Consider the following 17,735-nt stretch of genomic DNA (forward strand, 5'->3'; position numbering starts at 1 on the left):
GACTCGTGGGGGGGGGGGGGGGGGGGGGGGGGGGGGGGGGGGGGGTGTTGTGGGGGGGGGGGGGGGGGGGGCCGCCCCCCCCCCCCGCGGCCGGTGCCTGCCTCACCGTCCGCCTCAGCGGCGGCGCCCAACCGAGCGACCACGGCGGGGAGATCAGCCACCTCGACGCCCAGCGGCTGCAGGTGAACGGCGTTTGGTACAGAGCTGAACAGGCCGGGCGACAGGGCTGGTCCGTCGTCTTCCGACAGCGGAGCAGCGCGTCGCCCGGCCTGTTCGGCGGATCAACCGGTCACTGGGCGTAGAACGTGGCGTCCGCCCGGTCCGTCGCCGTGCTCAGTGCCTGCACCCGCAGCAGGTAGTCGTAGTGCCGGAGGTAACGCCCGGCGTAGTTGTACGACTCGTACGAGACGCCCGCGGAGTCGGACAGCCCGGCACGCCTGTGGAAGCTCGCGTCGCTCGCGAACTGCGCGGTGCCGTCGTTCTTCTCCAGCCACACCTCGAAGTTCTTGTGCCGCAGGTAGTAGCCGGGGAAGTTGGCCGACTCCAGGGACACCGTGCCGCTGCCCGTCAGGCCGGTGACCACGCGGAACTGCGAGTCGGCCAGCGGGGAGACGTTGGCCTCGATACGGGCCCGGTACTCCCAGTGCCGGATGAACCGGTCCGCGAAGTTGTACGACGACAGGCGCTGCGGTGTGACCCCGTCGGCCACCGGGATGCCGAAGTCGGGGGTGCCGTCGGCCTTCCAGTACAGCTTCTGGAAGCGGGTGCGGCGGTTGGGGTCGGCGAGCGCGTCGCCGCTGATGTTCTTGTAGTCGCGGTCGTGGTAGACGAGGATGTCCGACTTGCCGTCCTCGGAGACGGTGAAGCTGTTGTGACCGGGACCGTACTGGCCGGTGGCGTCGTTGCTCTTGAAGACCGGCTCGGGGTTCTTGGTCCAGGAGGCCGGGTTCATCAGGTCGGCCGTGGCATCGGCGGTCAGCAGGCCGAGGCAGTAGTTGGCGTCGGTGGCGCTGGCGGAGAAGGTCATGAAGACCTTGCTGCCGTGCTGGATGAAGGCCGGGCCTTCGTTGACCGTCGCGCCGACCTTCTCCCAGGCGTGGGTGGGCCGGGCGATCATCACGGGGCTGCCGGTGATGGTCCAGGGGCTGGACATCCGGGCCAGGTAGATGTTGGTGCCCGCGCCCACGGCGGGGTCGTGCTGCGCCCAGCTGAGGTAGCGGGTGCCGTTGTGCACGAACGTCGTGGCGTCGAGCGAGAAGGTGTCCAGGGGCAGGGAGATGCGGCCTTTCTCGGTCCAGGTGCCCGTGAGCGGGTTCGCGGAGCTGGACTCCAGGACGTACGGCCGGATCCGCCACTTGTCGTTGGACCAGCCGGCGGTGAAGTAGACGTACCACTTGCCGTCGATGAAGTGGATCTCCGGGGCCCATATGTGGGCGCCCATCTCACCGCTCGCGTGCTTGGTCCAGATCGTGGTCTCCGGCGCGGTGGAGAGCCCCTGCAGAGTGGTGGCCCGGCGCATGACGATCCTGTCGTACGCCGGAACGGTCGCCGTGAAGTAGTAGAAGCCGTCGGTGTGCTTGAAGATGTGTGGATCGGCGCGCTGCAGCGCGATCGGGTTGGTGAAGGTCACGGCGGGGGAGGCGGGCACGGCCGCCTGGGCGGCGGGACCGGGCCCGGCGAGGCAGGCCGCGAGGGCCATCAGGACGGCTGTGAGCAGCCGTACGGCGTTGCGTCTCAAGGTGCTTCTCCAATGCGGGAGTGGGAAGTTCAGGTCGTGGGGACGAGGCGCCACTGCTGGCAGTTGTTGTTCAGCCAGGTCCACTGCCGTACGTCGGTGCCGTTCGTGGTGCCGCAGTCGGCCACGTCGGCGACCTTGCCGGTGGCCTCGTTGACGATCCGGACGTGGTCGCCGCTCGCGGTGAGGACCAGGCGGTAGCGCTGGCACTTGTTGTTGAGCCACGACCACTGGCGGATGTCCGTGCCGTCGGCGGCGGAGCACTCGGCGGTGTCCATCACCTTGCCGGTGGCGACGTTGACCAGCCGGTTGGTGTCGTCGCCGAGGTCCTCGACCTTCCACTTCTGGTTGGCGCCGCCGGTGCAGGTCCACTGGAAGATGTTCGTGCCGTCGGCGGTGTTGCCGCCGTTCACGTCCAGGCACTTGCCGCTGTTCCGGTTGACGAGGGTGTACGCCGTCGGCGTCGCCGCCGTCTCGCCGGACGGGCCGGGCAGGGTGGTGCCGAGGGCGACGGGGGTGCCGAAGTTCGGGGTGCCGTCGGCGTTCCAGGTGAACTTCTGGGCGCGGGTGGTGCGTCCGTTGCCGCAGCCGCCGTTCGACGTGGAGTTGGCGTGGTAGACGATCCAGTTCTCGGTGCCGTCGGGTGAGGTGAAGAAGCCGTTGTGGCCCGGGCCGTACACGCTGTTGGCGTCACTGCGCTGGAAGACCGGGGTCTGCTTCTTGGTCCAGGAGGCAGGGTTGAGCGGGTCGGAGCCGGTCAGCTCCAGCTGGCCGAGCTTGTAGTCGGGGGTGCCGCAGAAGCTCGCGGAGTAGGTGAGGAAGGTGCGACCGCCCCGGTAGAGCGGCTCGGGGCCCTCGTTGACGGGGGAGCCGGAGCGCTCCCAGTCCAGCGTCGGGCTGGAGATGATGGTGAAGGTGCTGCTGGCCAGCGTGTACGGATTGCTCATCGGCGCGATGACCAGGCTCTGCGCACTGCCGTTGATGAACCCGCTGCCCACCAGGTACAGCCTGTTGTTCGCCTGCAGCACACTCGCGTCGATCAGCCAGCCGCCCGGCGTGAGGTTCGATCCGGTGAGCGAGCCCTTGTAGGTGTACGGCCCCATCGGGTCGGTGCCGGAGCTCTCCAGCACATGCGTGCGCTGGGAGTCGCAGCAGGCGACACCGCTCTGGCCGGCCGAGTAGTAGACGTACCAACGGCCGTTCAGGAAGTGCATCTCCGGCGCCCAGATGTTGGTGTTGCGGGTCGACGTCGTGTCCGACCACACCTGCACGTTGGGCGCGGTGGCGAGGCCGGCGAGCGTCGGTGACTTGCGGATGCCGAGGATGCCGGTGAACGTCGTGGTGATCAGGTAGTAGTTGCCGTCGTGGTACTGCAGCCACGGGTCGGCGCCCTTGGACGACTTCAGCGGGTTCGTGTACGGGCGGCCCTCCGCCGCGGACGCCGGCTGTGTCGTCGCCACCAGGGCGAGGAGGGCCGCGAGTACGCAGAGGATCAGCGATCTGCGGCGTTCCCTGAGAGGCCGGTATGACATCCGGGGCATACGAGACCATCCATGTCCGTAATTTCGAACGGAGTTCGTTATTCCGATCGTGATTGGGACAGAAGATAAAAGTGGGCCAGGTCTGCGTCAACGGTTTCGTCATCGGCGCTTAACAAACCGGCGTGCGGACGCACACCCTGCGCGGGTACGCGATCATGCGCTTGCCCGTTCAGGTGATGAACCGCCCAATGCGCCTGCGTTCGCCCAACTGCCCCCGTATTCAAGGCACATGGACATTCACCGCGCGCCTGCCGGCCCGACCGGCCTCTCCCGTCGGCAGTTCACGACCGCATCGGCCACGGCCGCCGGACTGGCCGCGCTCACTCCCGCATCCGCGGTGGCCGCACCCGCCGCCCCGCACCGACCGAAGTCCACCGCCGACTGGGACACCTGCCTGGCCGTGGCCCGCGCCCTGCTCCTGGTCGACGACCACGACCGGCCGCTCGCGCCGGCGTACCGGAAGATCCTCGACTCCGGTCTCCCGCGTGCGAAGACGAAGACGGCCAGGAAGATCCTCGTCGTCGGCGCGGGGCCCGCCGGCCTGGTCGCGGCCTGGCTGCTGAAACGGGCCGGGCACCACGTCACGCTCGTCGAGGCCAACGGCAACCGCGTCGGCGGCCGGATCAAGACCTTCCGCACCGGCGGCCACGAGCAGGCGGCCCAGGCCTTCGCCGATCCGGCCCAGTACGCGGAGGCCGGCGCCATGCGCATCCCCGGCAACCATCCCCTGGTCATGCAGCTGATCGACCAGCTCGGCCTGAAGCGCCGCCGGTTCCACCTCCTCGACGTCGATGCCGAGGGCAAGCCCGTCAACAACGCCTGGCTGCACGTCAACGGCGTCCGCGTGCGCCGCTCCGAGTACGCGAGGTCGCCGCGCCGGGTCAACCGCTCCTTCGGCGTGCCCCGCGAGTACTGGGACACCCCCTCCTCGACCATCCTGCGCCGCGCCCTGGACCCCGTACGCGACGAGTTCAGCACCGTCGGCCCGGACGGCAAGCGCGTCGACAAACCGATGCCCGAGCGGCTGCGGGGCTGGGCGCGGGTCGTGCAGCAGTACGGCGACTGGTCGATGTACCGCTTTCTGACCGAGGAGGCGGGCCTCGACGAGCGGACCATCGACCTCATCGGCACCCTGGAGAACCTCACCTCGCGGCTGCCGCTCTCCTTCATCCACAGTTTCATCAGCCAGTCCCTGATCAGCCCCGACACCGCGTTCTGGGAGCTCGTCGGCGGTACGGCGACCCTGCCGGACGCGCTGCTGAAGGAGGTCGCCGACGTGCTGCGCCTCGACCGGCGCGCGACCCACATCGAGTACTGGGCACCCGGCCGGCCCGGCGCCGACGACACCTCCCACGTCGGCGAGAAGGGGCCGCACGTCTGGATCGACACGGTCTCCGAGGGGCGGGACGGCAAGGTCGTGCGCGAGGAGTTCACCGCCGACCTGGCGATCGTCACGGTGCCCTTCTCCGGGCTCAGGCAGGTGCAGGTCAGCCCGCTGATGTCGTACAAGAAGCGGCGCGCGGTGGCCGAGCTGCACTACGACAGCGCGACCAAGGTGCTGCTCGAGTTCAGCCGGCGCTGGTGGGAGTTCACCGAGGCCGACTGGAAACGCGAGCTCGACGCCGTACGGCTCGGACTCTACGACGAGTACCGCAAGGGCGCGGCGCCCGCCGACGGCAGCCTCCTCGGCGCCCACCCCTCCGTCCCGGCCGGCCACATCAGCGACGCCCAGCGCGTGCACTACGCCGCCAACCGCTGGGCCACCCGCGACCAGCCCGAGGCGGCGCACATCATCGGCGGCGGCTCGGTCTCCGACAACTCCAACCGCTTCATGATCAACCCGTCCCACCGCGTCGACGGCAGCGAGGGCGGCGTCGTCCTGGCCTCCTACAGCTGGGCCGACGACGCCTCCCGCTGGGACTCCCTCGACGAGGACGCCCGTTATCCGCACGCGCTGCGGGGCCTGCAACAGGTCTACGGCCAGCGCGTCGAGGTGTTCTACACCGGGGCCGGGCGCACCCAGAGCTGGCTGCGCGATCCGTACGCGTACGGCGAGGCGTCCGTGCTCCTTCCCGGCCAGCACACGGAGCTGCTGGAGGCCATCCGCACCCCTGAGGGACCGCTGTACTTCGCCGGGGACCACACCTCGGTGAAGCCGTCGTGGATCGAGGGTGCCGTCGAGTCGGGCGTGCGGGCGGCACTGGAGGCCCACGGGAACTGAGCCTGCGCCGGGCTCCACCGGGACTCCGCTACGAGCCCGCCAGGGGCTGTTCCGTCCAGATCACCTTGCCGTTCGCCGTGTACCGCGTGCCCCACCGCTCGGCGAACTGCGCCACCAGGAACAGCCCCCGGCCGCCCTCGTCCGTCGTGGCCGCGCTGCGCAGATGCGGGGCGGTGCTGCTGCCGTCGCAGACCTCGCAGATCAGGGCGCGGTCGCGGATCAGCCGGACGCGGATGGGGCCGGTCGCGTGGCGCAGGGCGTTGGTGACCAGCTCGCTGAGGATCAGCTCGGTGGTGAACGCCTCCTCCGTGAGGCCCCAGTCGTCCAGCGTGCGGGTGGCCGCCGCCCGGACCCGGGCCACCGCGGCGGGGTCGTCCGGTACGTCCCAGGCCGCCGTGCGGTCGGCGGGGAGCAGCCGCGTCCGGGCGACGACAAGGGCGACGTCGTCGCGCGGCCGCTCCGGCAGCAGGGACTCCAGAACCGCCCGGCAGGTCTCCTCGGGCGTGCGGCCGTGCGTCGGCGGCGCCGCGGCGAGCGCCCCGCGCAGCAGCTCGAGCCCTGCGTCGATGTCCCGTCCCTGGTGCTCGACCAGCCCATCCGTGTAGAGGACAAGGCCGCTGCCCTCGGGAAGCCGCAGCTCGGTCGCCTCGAAGGGCAGGCTGCCGCTCAGGCCCAGCGGCGGCCCGCCGGGGACGGTGGGGAACTCGACGCGGCCGTCGGGGTGGACGAGGGCCGGTTCGAGGTGGCCGGCGCGGGAGAGGGTGCACAGCCCGGTGGACGGGTCGTACACGGCGTACAGACACGTCGCTCCGGTGACCGGCGCGATCTCTCCGTCGCCGCCGCCCTCGTCCTGGTCGATGCGGGCGACCAGCTCGTCCAGATGGCCGAGGAGTTCGTCGGGCGGGAGGTCCAGGGTGGAGAAGTTGTGGACCGCCGTCCGCAGCCGTCCCATCGTGGCCGCCGCGTGCAGACCGTGCCCCACGACGTCCCCCACGACCAGCGCCACCCGCGCCCCCGGCAGCGGGATGACGTCGAACCAGTCCCCGCCGACCCCGCCCTGGGCCGCGTGCGCGGGCAGATAGCGGTAGGCGACGTCGAGGGCGCTCTGGTCCGGCAGGGCCCGGGGCAGCAGGCTGCGCTGGAGGGTGACCGCCAGGGTGTGCTCGCGGGTGTAGCGGCGGGCGTTGTCGATGCTGACCGCGGCGCGCGCCACCAGCTCCTCGGCGAGGGAGATGTCTTCCTGCTCGAAGGGGTCGGGCCGGTCCGCGCGCCAGAAGGTGGCCATGCCCATGATGACGCCGCGGGCGCGCAGCGGGACCGTCAGCATCGCGTGGATGCCGAAGTCGACGAGCCTGCGGGCGTTGTCCGGATCCTGCTTCTGCCAGCCGGTGAAGGCGGGCATGTCCGGCTCAAGGACCGACGTGCCCGTGCCGAAGCCGAAGGCCTGCGGAGTGTCCTTGGCGAAGTGGATCAGCTTGCCGATCGGATAGAGGGGGCTGCCCTCCCGTACGCCCCGGAAGGCGACCCGGCGCATATCGGTACGGCCCTCCTTCGGCTCCTCGCCGCGCAGCACCGGGTCCGCCAGGTCGACGGAGACGAAGTCGGCGAACCGCGGCACCGCGAAGTCGGCCAGCTCCTGCGAGGTGCGCGTGACATCCAGGGTGGTGCCGATCTCCAGCCCCGCGTCGTACAGCAGCTTCAGCCGCTCCCGCGCGACGTCCGCCCTGCCGGTCATGGTCCGCAGCTCGGTGGTGTCCCGCAGCGTGGCCACGCTGCCCGGCGGCCCGCCGTCCCGGTCGGTCGCGCGCTGGCTGACCGCCAGCAGCCGGCCCTGCGTGAGGTGCACCTCGTCGGTGGCGTCGCGCCCGGAGGTGAACAGCTGGGCGAGGTCGCTGCCGATGCCCAGGGCGAGACAGGGCCGGCCCTCCGCGTCCGCCGCCAGCCCGAGCAGCCGGCGCGCCTCGTCGTTCGCGAGCGCCAGGCGCCGCTTGCCGTCCAGGATCAGGACCCCCTCCCGTACGGAGTGCAGGACGGCGTCGTGGTGCTCGTACATCCGCGTCATCTCCTCGGGCCCGAGCCCGTGGGTCTGCCGCAGCAGCCGTCGGCTGACCAGCGCGGTCCCGCCGGTGGCGAGGGCGAGCGCGACCGCCGCCGAGCCCAGCACCCACGGCAGCTGGTGGTCCACGACCCCGCCCACGCTGGCCAGCGTCACACCCGCGGCCACCAGGCCGACGACCTCGCCGCCCTCGTCGGTCACGGGGACCACGGCCCGCACGGACGGCCCCAGGGTTCCGGTGTACGTCTCCCGCACGACCCCGCCCGCCGCGGCCGGGGCGATGGTGCCGACGAAGTGCTTGCCGATCTGCTCGGGGTTGGGGTGGGTGTAGCGGATCCCGTCCTTGGTCATCACCACGATGAAGTCCACGTCGGTCGCCGCGCGCGCCGCCTCGGCACGCGGCTGGAGCACCGACGACGGATCGGGCTGCGCCAGGGCGTCGACGACGCCCGGCGAGTGCGCGAAGGCCTCGGCCACCGCGAGGGAGCGGTTACGGGCCTCCCGCTCGGTGTCGGTGCGGACCTGCAGCACCAGGGCCACCACCGCGGCGACGACGAGAAGCACGACGATCGCCGCCTGCAGCACGAAGACCTGCTGGGCGACGGTGCGTGCGCTCAACGTCGAGCGCAGGCGGCCGAGGAATCCGGCCATGCCTCTTTTCTAACACCGTTGGGTGGAGGCGGGCAGCGTGTGGGCCGAGGGGAGGGGGCTTCGGGTTCCGTTCGTGCGGTCAGCCGATCTGCGGTGAGCAGCAATCCATGCGGGCGGTGGTGGACGGCGAACGGGGGACGGGGGCCCCGGCGGCCTTCGGCTTGTGGAGCAGGAGGAGGGCCGCGTCGTCGTGGAGGCGGCCGCCGACGTGGGCGAGCAGTTCGTCGTGGAGGGCGGTGACGGTGCGGGTCGGCTCGTCGCTGGTGTGGCGGGCCAGGCCCTCGGCGAGCGGGTAGAACTCGCGGGCGTGGTTGCGGGCCTCGGTGACACCGTCGGTGTACAGCAGCAGCTGGTCGCCGTCGGCGAAGGGCAGCACCTGCAGCGTCGGCGTCTCGCCCGAGAGGGTGCGCAGCCCGAGGGGCGGGGCCGGACGGTCCGGGTCCACCGGGACCACGACGGAGTCGCGCACCAGCAGCGGCGGCGCGTGGCCGCAGTTGACCACCTCCAGCTGGCCTTCCCCGGGGTACCCGGCGACCACGGCGGTGACGAAGTCGTCGCTGCCCAGGTTGCGCGCCAGGCTCCGCTCGATCCGCGCGACGACGGCGAGGAGGTCGGGCTCGTCGTGGGCGGCCTCGCGGAAGACACCGAGCACCAGCGCGGCGGTCCCCACGGCGGGCAGCCCCTTGCCGCGTACATCGCCGACGATCAGCCTGACCCCGTACGGCGTCGACACGAGCGCGTAGAGGTCGCCGCCGATCCGGGCCTCCGCCGCGGCGGCGCTGTAGCGCACGGCCACGCGGAACGGCCCGACCGTCGCCGGTATGGGCTGCAGCAGCGCGTGCTGGGCGGCCTCGGCGACGGAGCGGACCGCCGCCAGCACCCGCTCGCGCCGCCCCCGCAGCACGCTGGTGAGGCCGCACGCCAGGGTGACCACCGTGAGCGCGGCGAGCGCGATCGCCAGCTCGGTGCCGGGGGCGCCGCCGCGGACGCCGAGGACCACGCTCAGGGCGACCGCGAGCAGCCCCACGAGAACCACACAGCGCGGCCCGCAGGTGGTGGCGGCGAGTGCGGGGCATGTGGCGAGCAGCGGTACCCATGTCATCCCCGATCCGCCGATGAGATCGAAGAGCACCAGGGCGGAGACGATCAGTATCGGCAGTACGGGGGTAACGGCGACCAACCGCCTCGGCCAGTGGTCACGACCGTGGTCTGGGGCGTGGCTCATGTCTTTGTCCGCTGTCCTCACCTGTGCGCGGGGCATGCACCCTCGTTTATGTCCGGTTTATTCATGAAATCGGGTGAAGCCCGGACGGGACAAGGACCGCAATTTCAGATAGTGAGCGACAGCCCTCTGGTCACCCGGCTCGCGGTCGGGATCAGGCGTGCCCTGATCTCCTCCAGCCGGGAGAGCCGGTCGGCGCGCAGCGAGACGCCGAGCGAGCCGAGCGTGTTTCCGCTGTAGACGGGCACCGCGACACAGACCGTGCCGAGGGAGTACTCCTCCAGGTCGGTCACGGCCGGGGCCATCGGCTCGGCCGCGAGCCGCCGGAGCAGCTCCGGGCGGTCGGTGATCGTCCTGGGCGTGAGGTCGGCGAGCGCGTGCCGGGAGAGGTAGTCCTTGCGTGACTCCTCGTCCAGCTCGCGCAGCACCGACTTGCCCAGCGCCGTGGCGTGCCCGGCGTCCTCGAACCCCACCCAGAGGTCGACACGGGGGGCGCGCGGTCCGTCGACGATCTCCGCCACCCGGATCTCGCCCTCCTCGTAGAAGGTGAGGTAGGCGGCCGTCGACAGCTCGTCCCGCAGCGCGGCGAGGGTGGGGCGGATCCGGCTGAGCAGCGCCTGCGTCCGGCCCGCCGTGTGCAGCGTCTGGAGCCGCTCGCCCAGGATGAACCCGCCGTCGTCGAGCTTGCGCACATATCCGTCGTGGACCAGCGTCCGCAGCAGGTGGTACGCCGTGGCCAGGGGCAGGCCCGTCTCCCGGGCCAGCTGCTTGGCGGGCGCGCCGTTCTCGTGCGCGCTCACCGCCTCCAGCAGGCGGAAGGCGCGCTGGACGGACGAGATGAGCGTAGGGCCGGTCTCAGCACCCATACGAACAGCGTGCGCCGGGCGCGGGCCGCGGGCAACCAGGGCCTGCCGACGGACCGGGCCGGCTCCTGTCCGGCGGACGGCGGACCAGGCCGGCTCCCGGAAACGGCGTCTTCCTGGCCGCCGGTGGCACGGGGCGAACTGGCGGGGGCGGACCGGGTCCTCGGCACCGCGGGCGGCAACTCGGTCGTGCCGCTCGACGTCGACTGTTTCGGCAGGGCACGCGCGGGGACGGGCGGGAGGTTACGCCCGCGGGGACGGTGCGGTGCCGCCAGGTCGCCCCGTGCCACGTCGCCATGATCCGCCGAGTCCGCCGGACAGGTCCTACAGGACCCGCGCGACGAGCAGTGCGACGTCGTCGTGGTCGTCGGGGTGACGCAGCCCGTACAGCAGCAGGTCGCAGGTCTCCTCCAGAGGGCGGCCGGGTTCGTCGAGGAAGCCGAGGAGGACGTTCAGGCGGTCGTCGATGGGATGGTGGCGGGTCTCGACGAGGCCGTCGGTGTAGAGGACCAGCAGATCGCCGGGGGCGAGGGCGACGGTGGTGGTTCCGAAGGGGATGCCGCCGACGCCGAGCGGACCCCCGGCGGGCAGTTCGAGCAGTTCGGCCGGGCGGCCCGGGCGGGCCAGCGCGGGCGGCATGTGTCCGGCGTTGGCGATGTGACACCGCCGGGTGTGGGGGTCGTACGCGGCGTAGAGGCAGGTGACGATGTAGTGCTCCAGATCGCAGGTGATCTTGTCCAGGTGCTGGAGCACCGCGCCGGGTTCGAGGTCGAGGTCCGCGTAGGCGCAGGTGGCGGTCCGCAGCCGGCCCATGGTGGCGGCGGCGTCGATGCCGTTGCCCATGACGTCGCCGACGACGAGGGCGGTCCTGTCCTCGGCCAGCGGGAGGACGTCGTACCAGTCGCCGCCCACCTCGCTGGTGGCCTGGGCGGGCTGGTAGCGGGAGGCCAGTTCCAGACCCGTGTGGTGCGGCGGGTGGTCCGGCAGCAGGCTGCGCTGCAGCGTGAGCGCGGTGTTGCGCACGCTCTGGAACCAGCGGGCGTTGTCGATGGCGACCGCGGTACGGCTGGCCAGCTCGCTCGCCAGGACCACGTCGTCCTCGTCGAACGGCACCGGGTTGCGGGTCCGCTTCAGGTCCAGGGCGCCGAGCACCTCGCCGTGGGCGATCAACGGCACCGCGAGATAGGAGTGGACGCCGGCCCGTGCCAGCAACGAGACGGCCTCGTCGTCCCGGGCTATGCGCCGCAGATCGTGCTCGCCGACATGACGCACCAGCACCGGGCGGGCCGTGTGCACGCACAGGGTGACCAGGCGGTCGCCGTCGTAGGCGGCGAGGTCACCGGGCGGGTCGGCGGCGCGCAGGGCCACGCTGGGGTAGGCCGCCTTCAGGGCGAGGGCGCGGAACAGCTCGGGGCCGTTGTCCGGCCTGCGCATACGGCGGCACGCCAGCGCGGAGTCCAGGACGTCCACGGCGACCACGTCGGCCAGCTCGGGCGTGGCGATCTCGGCCAGTTCGCGGGCGGTCTGCTCCACCTCCAGCGTGGTGCCGACACGGGTGGAGGCGTCGGCGACCAGTGCCAGGCGACGCCGGGCCCGGTCGGCCTCGGCGGCCGCGCGGTGCCGTTCGGTGACGTCGACGAACGAGATGGCCGCGCCCAGGACCCGCCCGCCGGAGTCGTCCAGCCGGTAGAAGGACAGCGACCAGGCGTGCTCGTGCTCGGGGTCGGCCGGCGGCCGGCCCACGTGGTACTGGTCGAGCAACGGCGTGCCCGTGGTGAGGACCTGGCGCAGGGCGGACTCGATGGTGTCGATGTCGGGCAGCGGCAGCGTCTCTCGCAGCCGGCGGCCGATGTGCTCCTCGGCCGGGGTGGCGTCGATGCGCTCCAGCGCCGGGTTGACCAGCAGATAGTGCAGGTCGGGATCGAGGAGGGCGATACCGATCGGGGACTGGTTGATCAGCCGCTCGCACAGCGCCAGGTCCGTCTCGACCCGCTGGAGCAGGGAGTGGTCGGCGGCGATGCCCAGCGCGTAGACGTCGCCGAGATCGTCCAGCAGCCGCATGTTGCGGAACTCCGTCAGCCGGGTGCTGCCGTCCTTGAGCCGCACCGGGAAGGCGCCGGCCCAGCTGCGGCCGGTCTCCAGCACCTCGGCGAACAGCTTGGCCACGGCGGGCAGGTGCTCGGGGTGGATGAACAGCCGCGCCGCGTACGTGCCGAGCGCCTCCTCGGAGGAGTAGCCGAACAACTCCTCGGCCTGCGGCGTCCAGAACACGATGCGGCCGTCGGCGTCCACGACCACCGCGGCCACGCTCAGCACGTCCAGCAGGCCGGTCGGGCGGGGCGACTCCGGGCCGTACCCGCCGCCGTCGGACTGGAAGAATTCGGAATCGGCTGTCATCCCAGCTCCTCCGCCACGGGTCGGCAGTCCTGCCGGCCCCGGCCACCCCCGGGTACCACGGCAACGCCAACCGGCACCTCCATGCTCCCCCGGCCCCGGCGCATTGCCCAGCCCGGACGCCGCGAGCCCACCCCAGGGACGGCATGGGAAGCCGCCGACCTGCGCGGATCGGGACTCCGCCGTCTCCGTGCCGCAGGCGGACTGCCTGAACGGGCCAGGGACGTCGCCGGTGCGGCTCGGGGTTCGCTCGGCCTCCGCCCCTTGCCCCCACGCGCTCGAGCCCGCCCCTCCGGGCGGCCCGGCACCCGTCGGCCCGTGCACATCGGGCGGACAAGCAGGAACATGGTCGTGTACGGGACGGGACCCATGGACGCTGCGTGAGGACCCATGGATGCTCCGCGAGAAGAACCGGGCGCGCCCACGTCCGAAGGACCGCGCGCGCTCTTCGACGCGTCCTCCGACGCGGTCGCGGTGCTGTCCGGACACGGTGTGGTGCTCGGCTGGACCCGGGCCGCCGAGGAACTCCTCGGTCACCCGGCGCCGGAGATCGTCGGCGGCCCTGCCGCGCGCCTGCTGGCGATGCCCGGTGATCCGGTGCGGGTGGCCGGCGTCGCGGAGCGCTGCCGCGCCGGGATGGGGTGGAGCGGGCTCATCCCGCTGCGGCACCGCGACGGCCGTCGTATCGACGTGGACCTGCGGGTCTCCGCGTCCTTCCGGATCGGCGCGGACGAGTGCTTCCTGATCTCGGCGCGGGAGCGGCGGCCGCAGTGGACGGTGGGTCAGTCCGTCCTCGACGGCTTCCTGACCCGCTCGCCGGTCGGCATGGCCGTGATGGACACCCAGCTGCGCTACGTCTGGCTGAACGACACCCTGGAGCGCTTCGGCGGCGTACCCCGTGAGCAGCGCCTCGGCAAGCGGCTGAGCGATCTGCTGCCCGGGCTGCAGGCGGAGACCATCGAGGGCCTGATGCGCAAGGTCCTCGACACCGGCGTCCCGGTCACCGACTACGAGTACGTCGGATGGAGCTGGGCCGACCCCCACCGCCAGCACGCCTACTCCACGTCCTTCTTCCCGCTCGTGGACCCCGACGACTCGATCACCGGCGTCTGCTACATGGTCCTGGACGTCACCGAGCGCTGGAACGCCCGCCAGCTGCTGGCGCTGGTCAACGAGGCCGGCACCCGGATCGGCACGACGCTGGACGTGCTGCGCACCGCCCAGGAGCTCGCCGACTTCGCCGTCCCGCGCTTCGCGGACTTCGTCCTCGTGGACCTGCTCGAGCCGGTCCTCAGCACCGAGGGCCACGGAGCGTGGCTGACCGACGCGGGACCGGCCCCCGCCAAGCCCGTGATGCGCCGGGCCGGCCTGAGCTCGGTGCGCGAGGGCGCCCCGGAGGCCGTGGCGCGGGTCGGGGACCGGGTGGACTTCGTGCCTCCGCCGCACGACGCGCATCTGCTCATCGACGGCGAGCCGATCCTCATCCCGGTCCTCGACCCGTCCGACGAACTGTGGGCCACCGAACAGCCCGAGCGAGCCGCAAGCATGCGCGAGTTCGGCCTGCACTCCCTGATCTCCGTGCCGATGCGGGCACGCAACACGGCCCTGGGCCTCACCACGTTCGTACGGTCCCTCAATCCCGTGCCGTTCCAGCCCGACGACGTCCTGGTCGCCCGCGAGCTGGTCGCCCGGGCGGCGCTGTGCGTCGACAACGCCCGCCGTTACACCCGCGAGCACACGGCGGCGGTCACCCTGCAGCGCAGCCTGCTGCCCCAGGCGCTGATGGGCGGTACGGCACTGGAGGTGGCCTCCTCCTATCTGCCGGCGGATCCCACGGGCGGCGTCGGCGGCGACTGGTTCGACGTGATCCCGCTGTCCGGCGCCCGGGTGGGCCTCGTCGTCGGCGACGTGGTCGGCCACGGCATCACCGCGGCGGCGACCATGGGCCGGCTGCGTACCGCCGTACAGACCCTCGCCGACATGGAGATGCCCCCCGACGAACTGCTGGCCCACCTCGACGACCTCGTGCTGCGGCTCAGCGAGGAGCAGCCCGACGGCGACACGGCCGAGGACGCCGAGGCGATGCGCCGGAGCGCGACCGGTTTCCTCGGCGCGACCTGTCTGTACGCCGTCTACGATCCGGTCACCAGGCGCTGCACGATGGCCCGGGCCGGGCATCCGCCCCCGGTCGTCGTCGCCCCCGACGGACAGGTCAGCTTCCCGGAGCTCCCTGCCGGGCCGCCGCTCGGGCTGGGCGGGATGGCGTTCGAGGCGGACGAGATCGAGCTCGCCGAGAACAGCCTGTTCGGCCTCTACACCGACGGCCTCGTCGCGGCGGCCGACCGCGACGTGGAGCGCGGCATGCGCCGGCTCGGCGACCTGCTGTCCCGGCGTGGCCTCGACCTCGGCACCCTGTGCTCGTCCTCGGTGCGGCAGCTCGTGCCCGCGCCGCAGCCCGACGACATCGCCCTGCTCCTGACGCGCACCCACGCCCTCGGGGCCGAACGCGTCGTCTCGTGGGAGGTGCCCGCGGACCCGGCCGCCGTCGCCGACGTCCGGGCCCGGGCGACCCGTCAGGTGGAGGACTGGGGGTTCGCGGAACTGGCCATGACGACGGAGCTGATCGTCAGCGAGCTGGTCACCAACGCGATCCGCTACGCCGAACCCCCGATCCGCCTACGGCTGCTCCGCGACTCCCGTCTGACCTGCGAGGTCGCCGACGCCAGCAGCACCGCTCCGCGGCTGCGGCATGCCCGGAGCATGGACGAGGGCGGCCGGGGTCTGTTTCTGGTGGCCCAGCTCGCCCATCGCTGGGGCGCGCGCTATACGGCCGACGGGAAGATCATCTGGGCCGAGCAGGAGATCCCGTGACACAGGCTCTCAGTGCCGGGTCGCCTCGGGGTTGCGCCGTACGCCGAGCCCTGCCACCGCGGCACCGATCACGCACAGCACACCGGCCACCAGCACGGACGTGTGCACGCCGTTCATGAAGGCCTCGTGGCTTCCCTCGACCACGGCTGACCTGAGCTGAGTGGGCATCTGCCCGGAGACCGGCGCCACCCCCATGGCCACCGCGTCCTTCGCCTCGCCCAGACCCCGTGCGGCCTCCGCCGGCACCCCGGCGGAGGTCAGCTCGCCGGTCAGGGTGGCGCCGACCCGGCCGCTGATGAGGGACACCAGCACGGAGGTGCCGAGCGCGCCGCCGATCTGCAGCGCGGTCGCCTGCAGGCCGCCCGCCACGCCACCGTCCTCGACCGGCGCGTTGCCGACGACGGCGTCGGACGAGGACGCCATCACCATGCCGACACCCAGGCCGAGCGCGATGAACGACGGCCACATGGTGGTGTACGACGATTGCGCGCTCCAAGTGAGCATCGTGAAGCAGGCGACGGCCTGGAGCGCCATACCGAGCGGCATCGTGAAGCGCGGCCCGAACCGGTCGGTGAGCGCCGCGCCGAGCGGGGAGGCCACGACCGAGGCGAGGCTCAGCGGCAGGGTGCGCACACCGGCCTCGACGGGGCTGAAGCCGCGCACGTTCTGCAGGTAGAGCATGACGAAGAAGATCACGCCGAGCAGCACGAAGAAGTTCAGCGCCGTGATGACCGTGCCGATGGCCAGCGCCGGGTTGCGGAACAGACGCATGGGCAGCAGCGGCGAGGCGACCCGGGTCTCGTGGAGACCGAAGAGGACCAGCAGTACCACACCGGCCGCCATGGCCCCCAGCGTGTCACCCGAAGTCCAGCCCCACGTCTCGCCCTTGACGACCCCGAACACGACGGCGAGCAGCCCCAGCGCCAGCAGCGCGACGCCGACGATGTCGAACTTCTCCTGCGCGGCGGCGGTGTTCCTGCTCTGCGGCAGGACGACGCCGCTGAAGACGAGGGTGATGACGCCGATGGGGGCGTTGATGTAGAAGACCGACTCCCAGTTGACGTGCTGCACCAGCAGGCCGCCGACGATGGGGCCGAGCGCGGTGGAGACCGAGGAGACCATGGCCCAGATGCCCACCGCCATGCCGAACTTCCGCGGCGGGAAGACGGCCCGCAGCATGCCGAGCGTGTTGGGCATCAGCAGGGCGCCGAAGAAGCCCTGCAGCGCGCGGAAGGCGATGACGCCCTCGATGGACCCGGCGAGCCCGATGGCGACGGACGCGGCGGTGAAGCCCGCGACGCCGACCAGGTAGAAGGTGCGGCGGCCGAACCGGTCGCCGAGCTTGCCGCCGAGGATCAGGGCGGCGGCGAGGGCCAGCAGGTAGGAGTTGGTGACCCACTGGAGGTCGGCCGTGGAGGCGCCCAGGTCCCGGCCGATCTCGGGGTTGGCGATCGAGACGACGGAGCCGTCGAGCCCGACCATGAACAGGCCGAAGGCGACGGCGATCAGCGTCAGCCAGGGGTTGGCCCGCAGGCCGCGCGGCCGGTCGGCGGGCGGTGAGGAGGTCCGTGGGGCAGAGGCGGGCAGGGCGGTGGAATCGGTGGTCTCGGAGGGCATGACGGTGCCTGTCCTTCGTCAGTACTGGAAGAAGAGCGCGGTTCAGCGCACGGGACGGTGAAGCTGCTCCGTCAGCGCGTTGAGCGCTCCCAACGCCGAGCCGAGGGCGTCCAGTTCGCCCTCGGTCAGAGCACTCAGCGCCTGCGCGAGATGGGCGCCCATCACCTTCGAGACCTCGGCGGTGCGCTGCCGGGCGGTCGGCGTGAGGTGCAGATGCGCGATCCGCTTGTCGGCGGGGTCCTGCCGGCGTTCCAGCATCCCCTGCTCGGTCATCTGCGTGACCAGCGCGCTGACGTTGTTCGGCTTCATCCGCAGCGCCTCGGCCGCCTCGCGCACGGTGGCCCCGTCATGGGCGTCGACATACCGCAGCAGCGCGAGCTGGGCCTCGGGGGGCTTGGGGTGCGCGAACTCCTGGCCGACCTGCCGGTCGAGAGCCCGGTGCAGCGCGGGCAGGCATGCCACGAGCACAGCGGCTACGTGGTCGATGTCCTGGGCGGACGCGCTGTGCTGCGGCATGCCGACAAGTTAAGTATGAAAAGATACCTATGTCAAAGGAGCTATATC

The 17,735-nt window shown here is 71.9% G+C and carries 10 protein-coding genes; 2 read left to right on the forward strand and 8 right to left on the reverse strand.

Annotated features, from left to right (window positions below; translation table 11 throughout):
• Window positions 1-289 precede the first annotated feature (289 nt).
• A complete protein-coding gene (locus ACIBAG_RS25385) occupies window positions 290-1,699 on the reverse strand; it encodes a family 43 glycosylhydrolase (RefSeq protein WP_399108304.1) in 1,410 nt (469 codons plus the stop codon).
• A 68-nt stretch (window positions 1,700-1,767) separates the two neighbouring features.
• Complete coding sequence (locus ACIBAG_RS25390; protein WP_399108306.1) at window positions 1,768-3,267, reverse strand: family 43 glycosylhydrolase; 1,500 nt, start codon at window positions 3,265-3,267, stop codon at window positions 1,768-1,770.
• Between the two features lie 238 nt (window positions 3,268-3,505).
• On the opposite strand from ACIBAG_RS25390, the gene ACIBAG_RS25395 reads away from it, so the two are divergent.
• Window positions 3,506-5,497 carry a flavin monoamine oxidase family protein gene (locus tag ACIBAG_RS25395; protein WP_399107797.1) on the forward strand — a complete coding sequence of 664 codons (1,992 nt, stop codon included), beginning with the start codon at window positions 3,506-3,508 and terminating at the stop codon, window positions 5,495-5,497.
• Between the two features lie 28 nt (window positions 5,498-5,525).
• On the opposite strand, the gene ACIBAG_RS25400 is transcribed toward ACIBAG_RS25395, so the two are convergent.
• The 4 genes from ACIBAG_RS25400 to ACIBAG_RS25415 all read right to left on the reverse strand — a co-directional run bounded on the left by ACIBAG_RS25400 (window position 5,526) and on the right by ACIBAG_RS25415 (window position 12,686).
• A complete protein-coding gene (locus ACIBAG_RS25400) occupies window positions 5,526-8,204 on the reverse strand; it encodes a SpoIIE family protein phosphatase (RefSeq protein ID WP_399107799.1) in 2,679 nt (892 codons plus the stop codon).
• A gap of 79 nt (window positions 8,205-8,283) precedes the next feature.
• On the reverse strand, window positions 8,284-9,429 hold the full coding sequence (locus ACIBAG_RS25405; protein ID WP_399107800.1) for a PP2C family protein-serine/threonine phosphatase: 1,146 nt from the start codon (window positions 9,427-9,429) through the stop codon (window positions 8,284-8,286).
• Window positions 9,430-9,533: 104 nt separating this feature from the next.
• Window positions 9,534-10,292: an IclR family transcriptional regulator gene (locus ACIBAG_RS25410; RefSeq protein WP_399107801.1), complete on the reverse strand. Its 759-nt coding sequence runs from the start codon at window positions 10,290-10,292 to the stop codon at window positions 9,534-9,536.
• A gap of 321 nt (window positions 10,293-10,613) precedes the next feature.
• Window positions 10,614-12,686: a SpoIIE family protein phosphatase gene (locus tag ACIBAG_RS25415; RefSeq protein WP_399107803.1), complete on the reverse strand. Its 2,073-nt coding sequence runs from the start codon at window positions 12,684-12,686 to the stop codon at window positions 10,614-10,616.
• A 387-nt stretch (window positions 12,687-13,073) separates the two neighbouring features.
• Between ACIBAG_RS25415 and ACIBAG_RS25420 the strand changes: the two genes are divergently transcribed.
• A complete protein-coding gene (locus ACIBAG_RS25420) occupies window positions 13,074-15,554 on the forward strand; it encodes a SpoIIE family protein phosphatase (protein ID WP_399107804.1) in 2,481 nt (826 codons plus the stop codon).
• 9 nt (window positions 15,555-15,563) lie between these two features.
• On the opposite strand, the gene ACIBAG_RS25425 is transcribed toward ACIBAG_RS25420, so the two are convergent.
• Together ACIBAG_RS25425 and ACIBAG_RS25430 are read right to left on the reverse strand one after the other, a co-directional pair.
• A complete protein-coding gene (locus ACIBAG_RS25425) occupies window positions 15,564-17,171 on the reverse strand; it encodes an MFS transporter (RefSeq protein WP_399107806.1) in 1,608 nt (535 codons plus the stop codon).
• Window positions 17,172-17,213: 42 nt separating this feature from the next.
• Window positions 17,214-17,687: a MarR family winged helix-turn-helix transcriptional regulator gene (locus ACIBAG_RS25430; RefSeq protein WP_399107808.1), complete on the reverse strand. Its 474-nt coding sequence runs from the start codon at window positions 17,685-17,687 to the stop codon at window positions 17,214-17,216.
• Window positions 17,688-17,735: the final 48 nt, after the last annotated feature.

Origin of the sequence: Streptomyces sp. NPDC051243, assembly GCF_044455405.1 — a bacterium.
Lineage (GTDB): Bacteria > Actinomycetota > Actinomycetes > Streptomycetales > Streptomycetaceae > Streptomyces.

What these genes read in the sequence shown, in the direction of transcription:
- ACIBAG_RS25430 (WP_399107808.1), bottom strand. Translation starts at nt 17,687, where the DNA reads ATGCCGCAGCACAGCGCGTCCGCCCAGGACATCGACCACGTAGCCGCT.
- ACIBAG_RS25405 (WP_399107800.1), bottom strand. Translation starts at nt 9,429, where the DNA reads ATGAGCCACGCCCCAGACCACGGTCGTGACCACTGGCCGAGGCGGTTG.
- ACIBAG_RS25420 (WP_399107804.1), top strand. Translation starts at nt 13,074, where the DNA reads ATGGATGCTCCGCGAGAAGAACCGGGCGCGCCCACGTCCGAAGGACCG.
- ACIBAG_RS25385 (WP_399108304.1), bottom strand. Translation starts at nt 1,699, where the DNA reads ATGGCCCTCGCGGCCTGCCTCGCCGGGCCCGGTCCCGCCGCCCAGGCG.
- ACIBAG_RS25410 (WP_399107801.1), bottom strand. Translation starts at nt 10,292, where the DNA reads ATGGGTGCTGAGACCGGCCCTACGCTCATCTCGTCCGTCCAGCGCGCC.
- ACIBAG_RS25390 (WP_399108306.1), bottom strand. Translation starts at nt 3,267, where the DNA reads ATGTCATACCGGCCTCTCAGGGAACGCCGCAGATCGCTGATCCTCTGC.
- ACIBAG_RS25425 (WP_399107806.1), bottom strand. Translation starts at nt 17,171, where the DNA reads ATGCCCTCCGAGACCACCGATTCCACCGCCCTGCCCGCCTCTGCCCCA.
- ACIBAG_RS25400 (WP_399107799.1), bottom strand. Translation starts at nt 8,204, where the DNA reads ATGGCCGGATTCCTCGGCCGCCTGCGCTCGACGTTGAGCGCACGCACC.
- ACIBAG_RS25415 (WP_399107803.1), bottom strand. Translation starts at nt 12,686, where the DNA reads ATGACAGCCGATTCCGAATTCTTCCAGTCCGACGGCGGCGGGTACGGC.
- ACIBAG_RS25395 (WP_399107797.1), top strand. Translation starts at nt 3,506, where the DNA reads ATGGACATTCACCGCGCGCCTGCCGGCCCGACCGGCCTCTCCCGTCGG.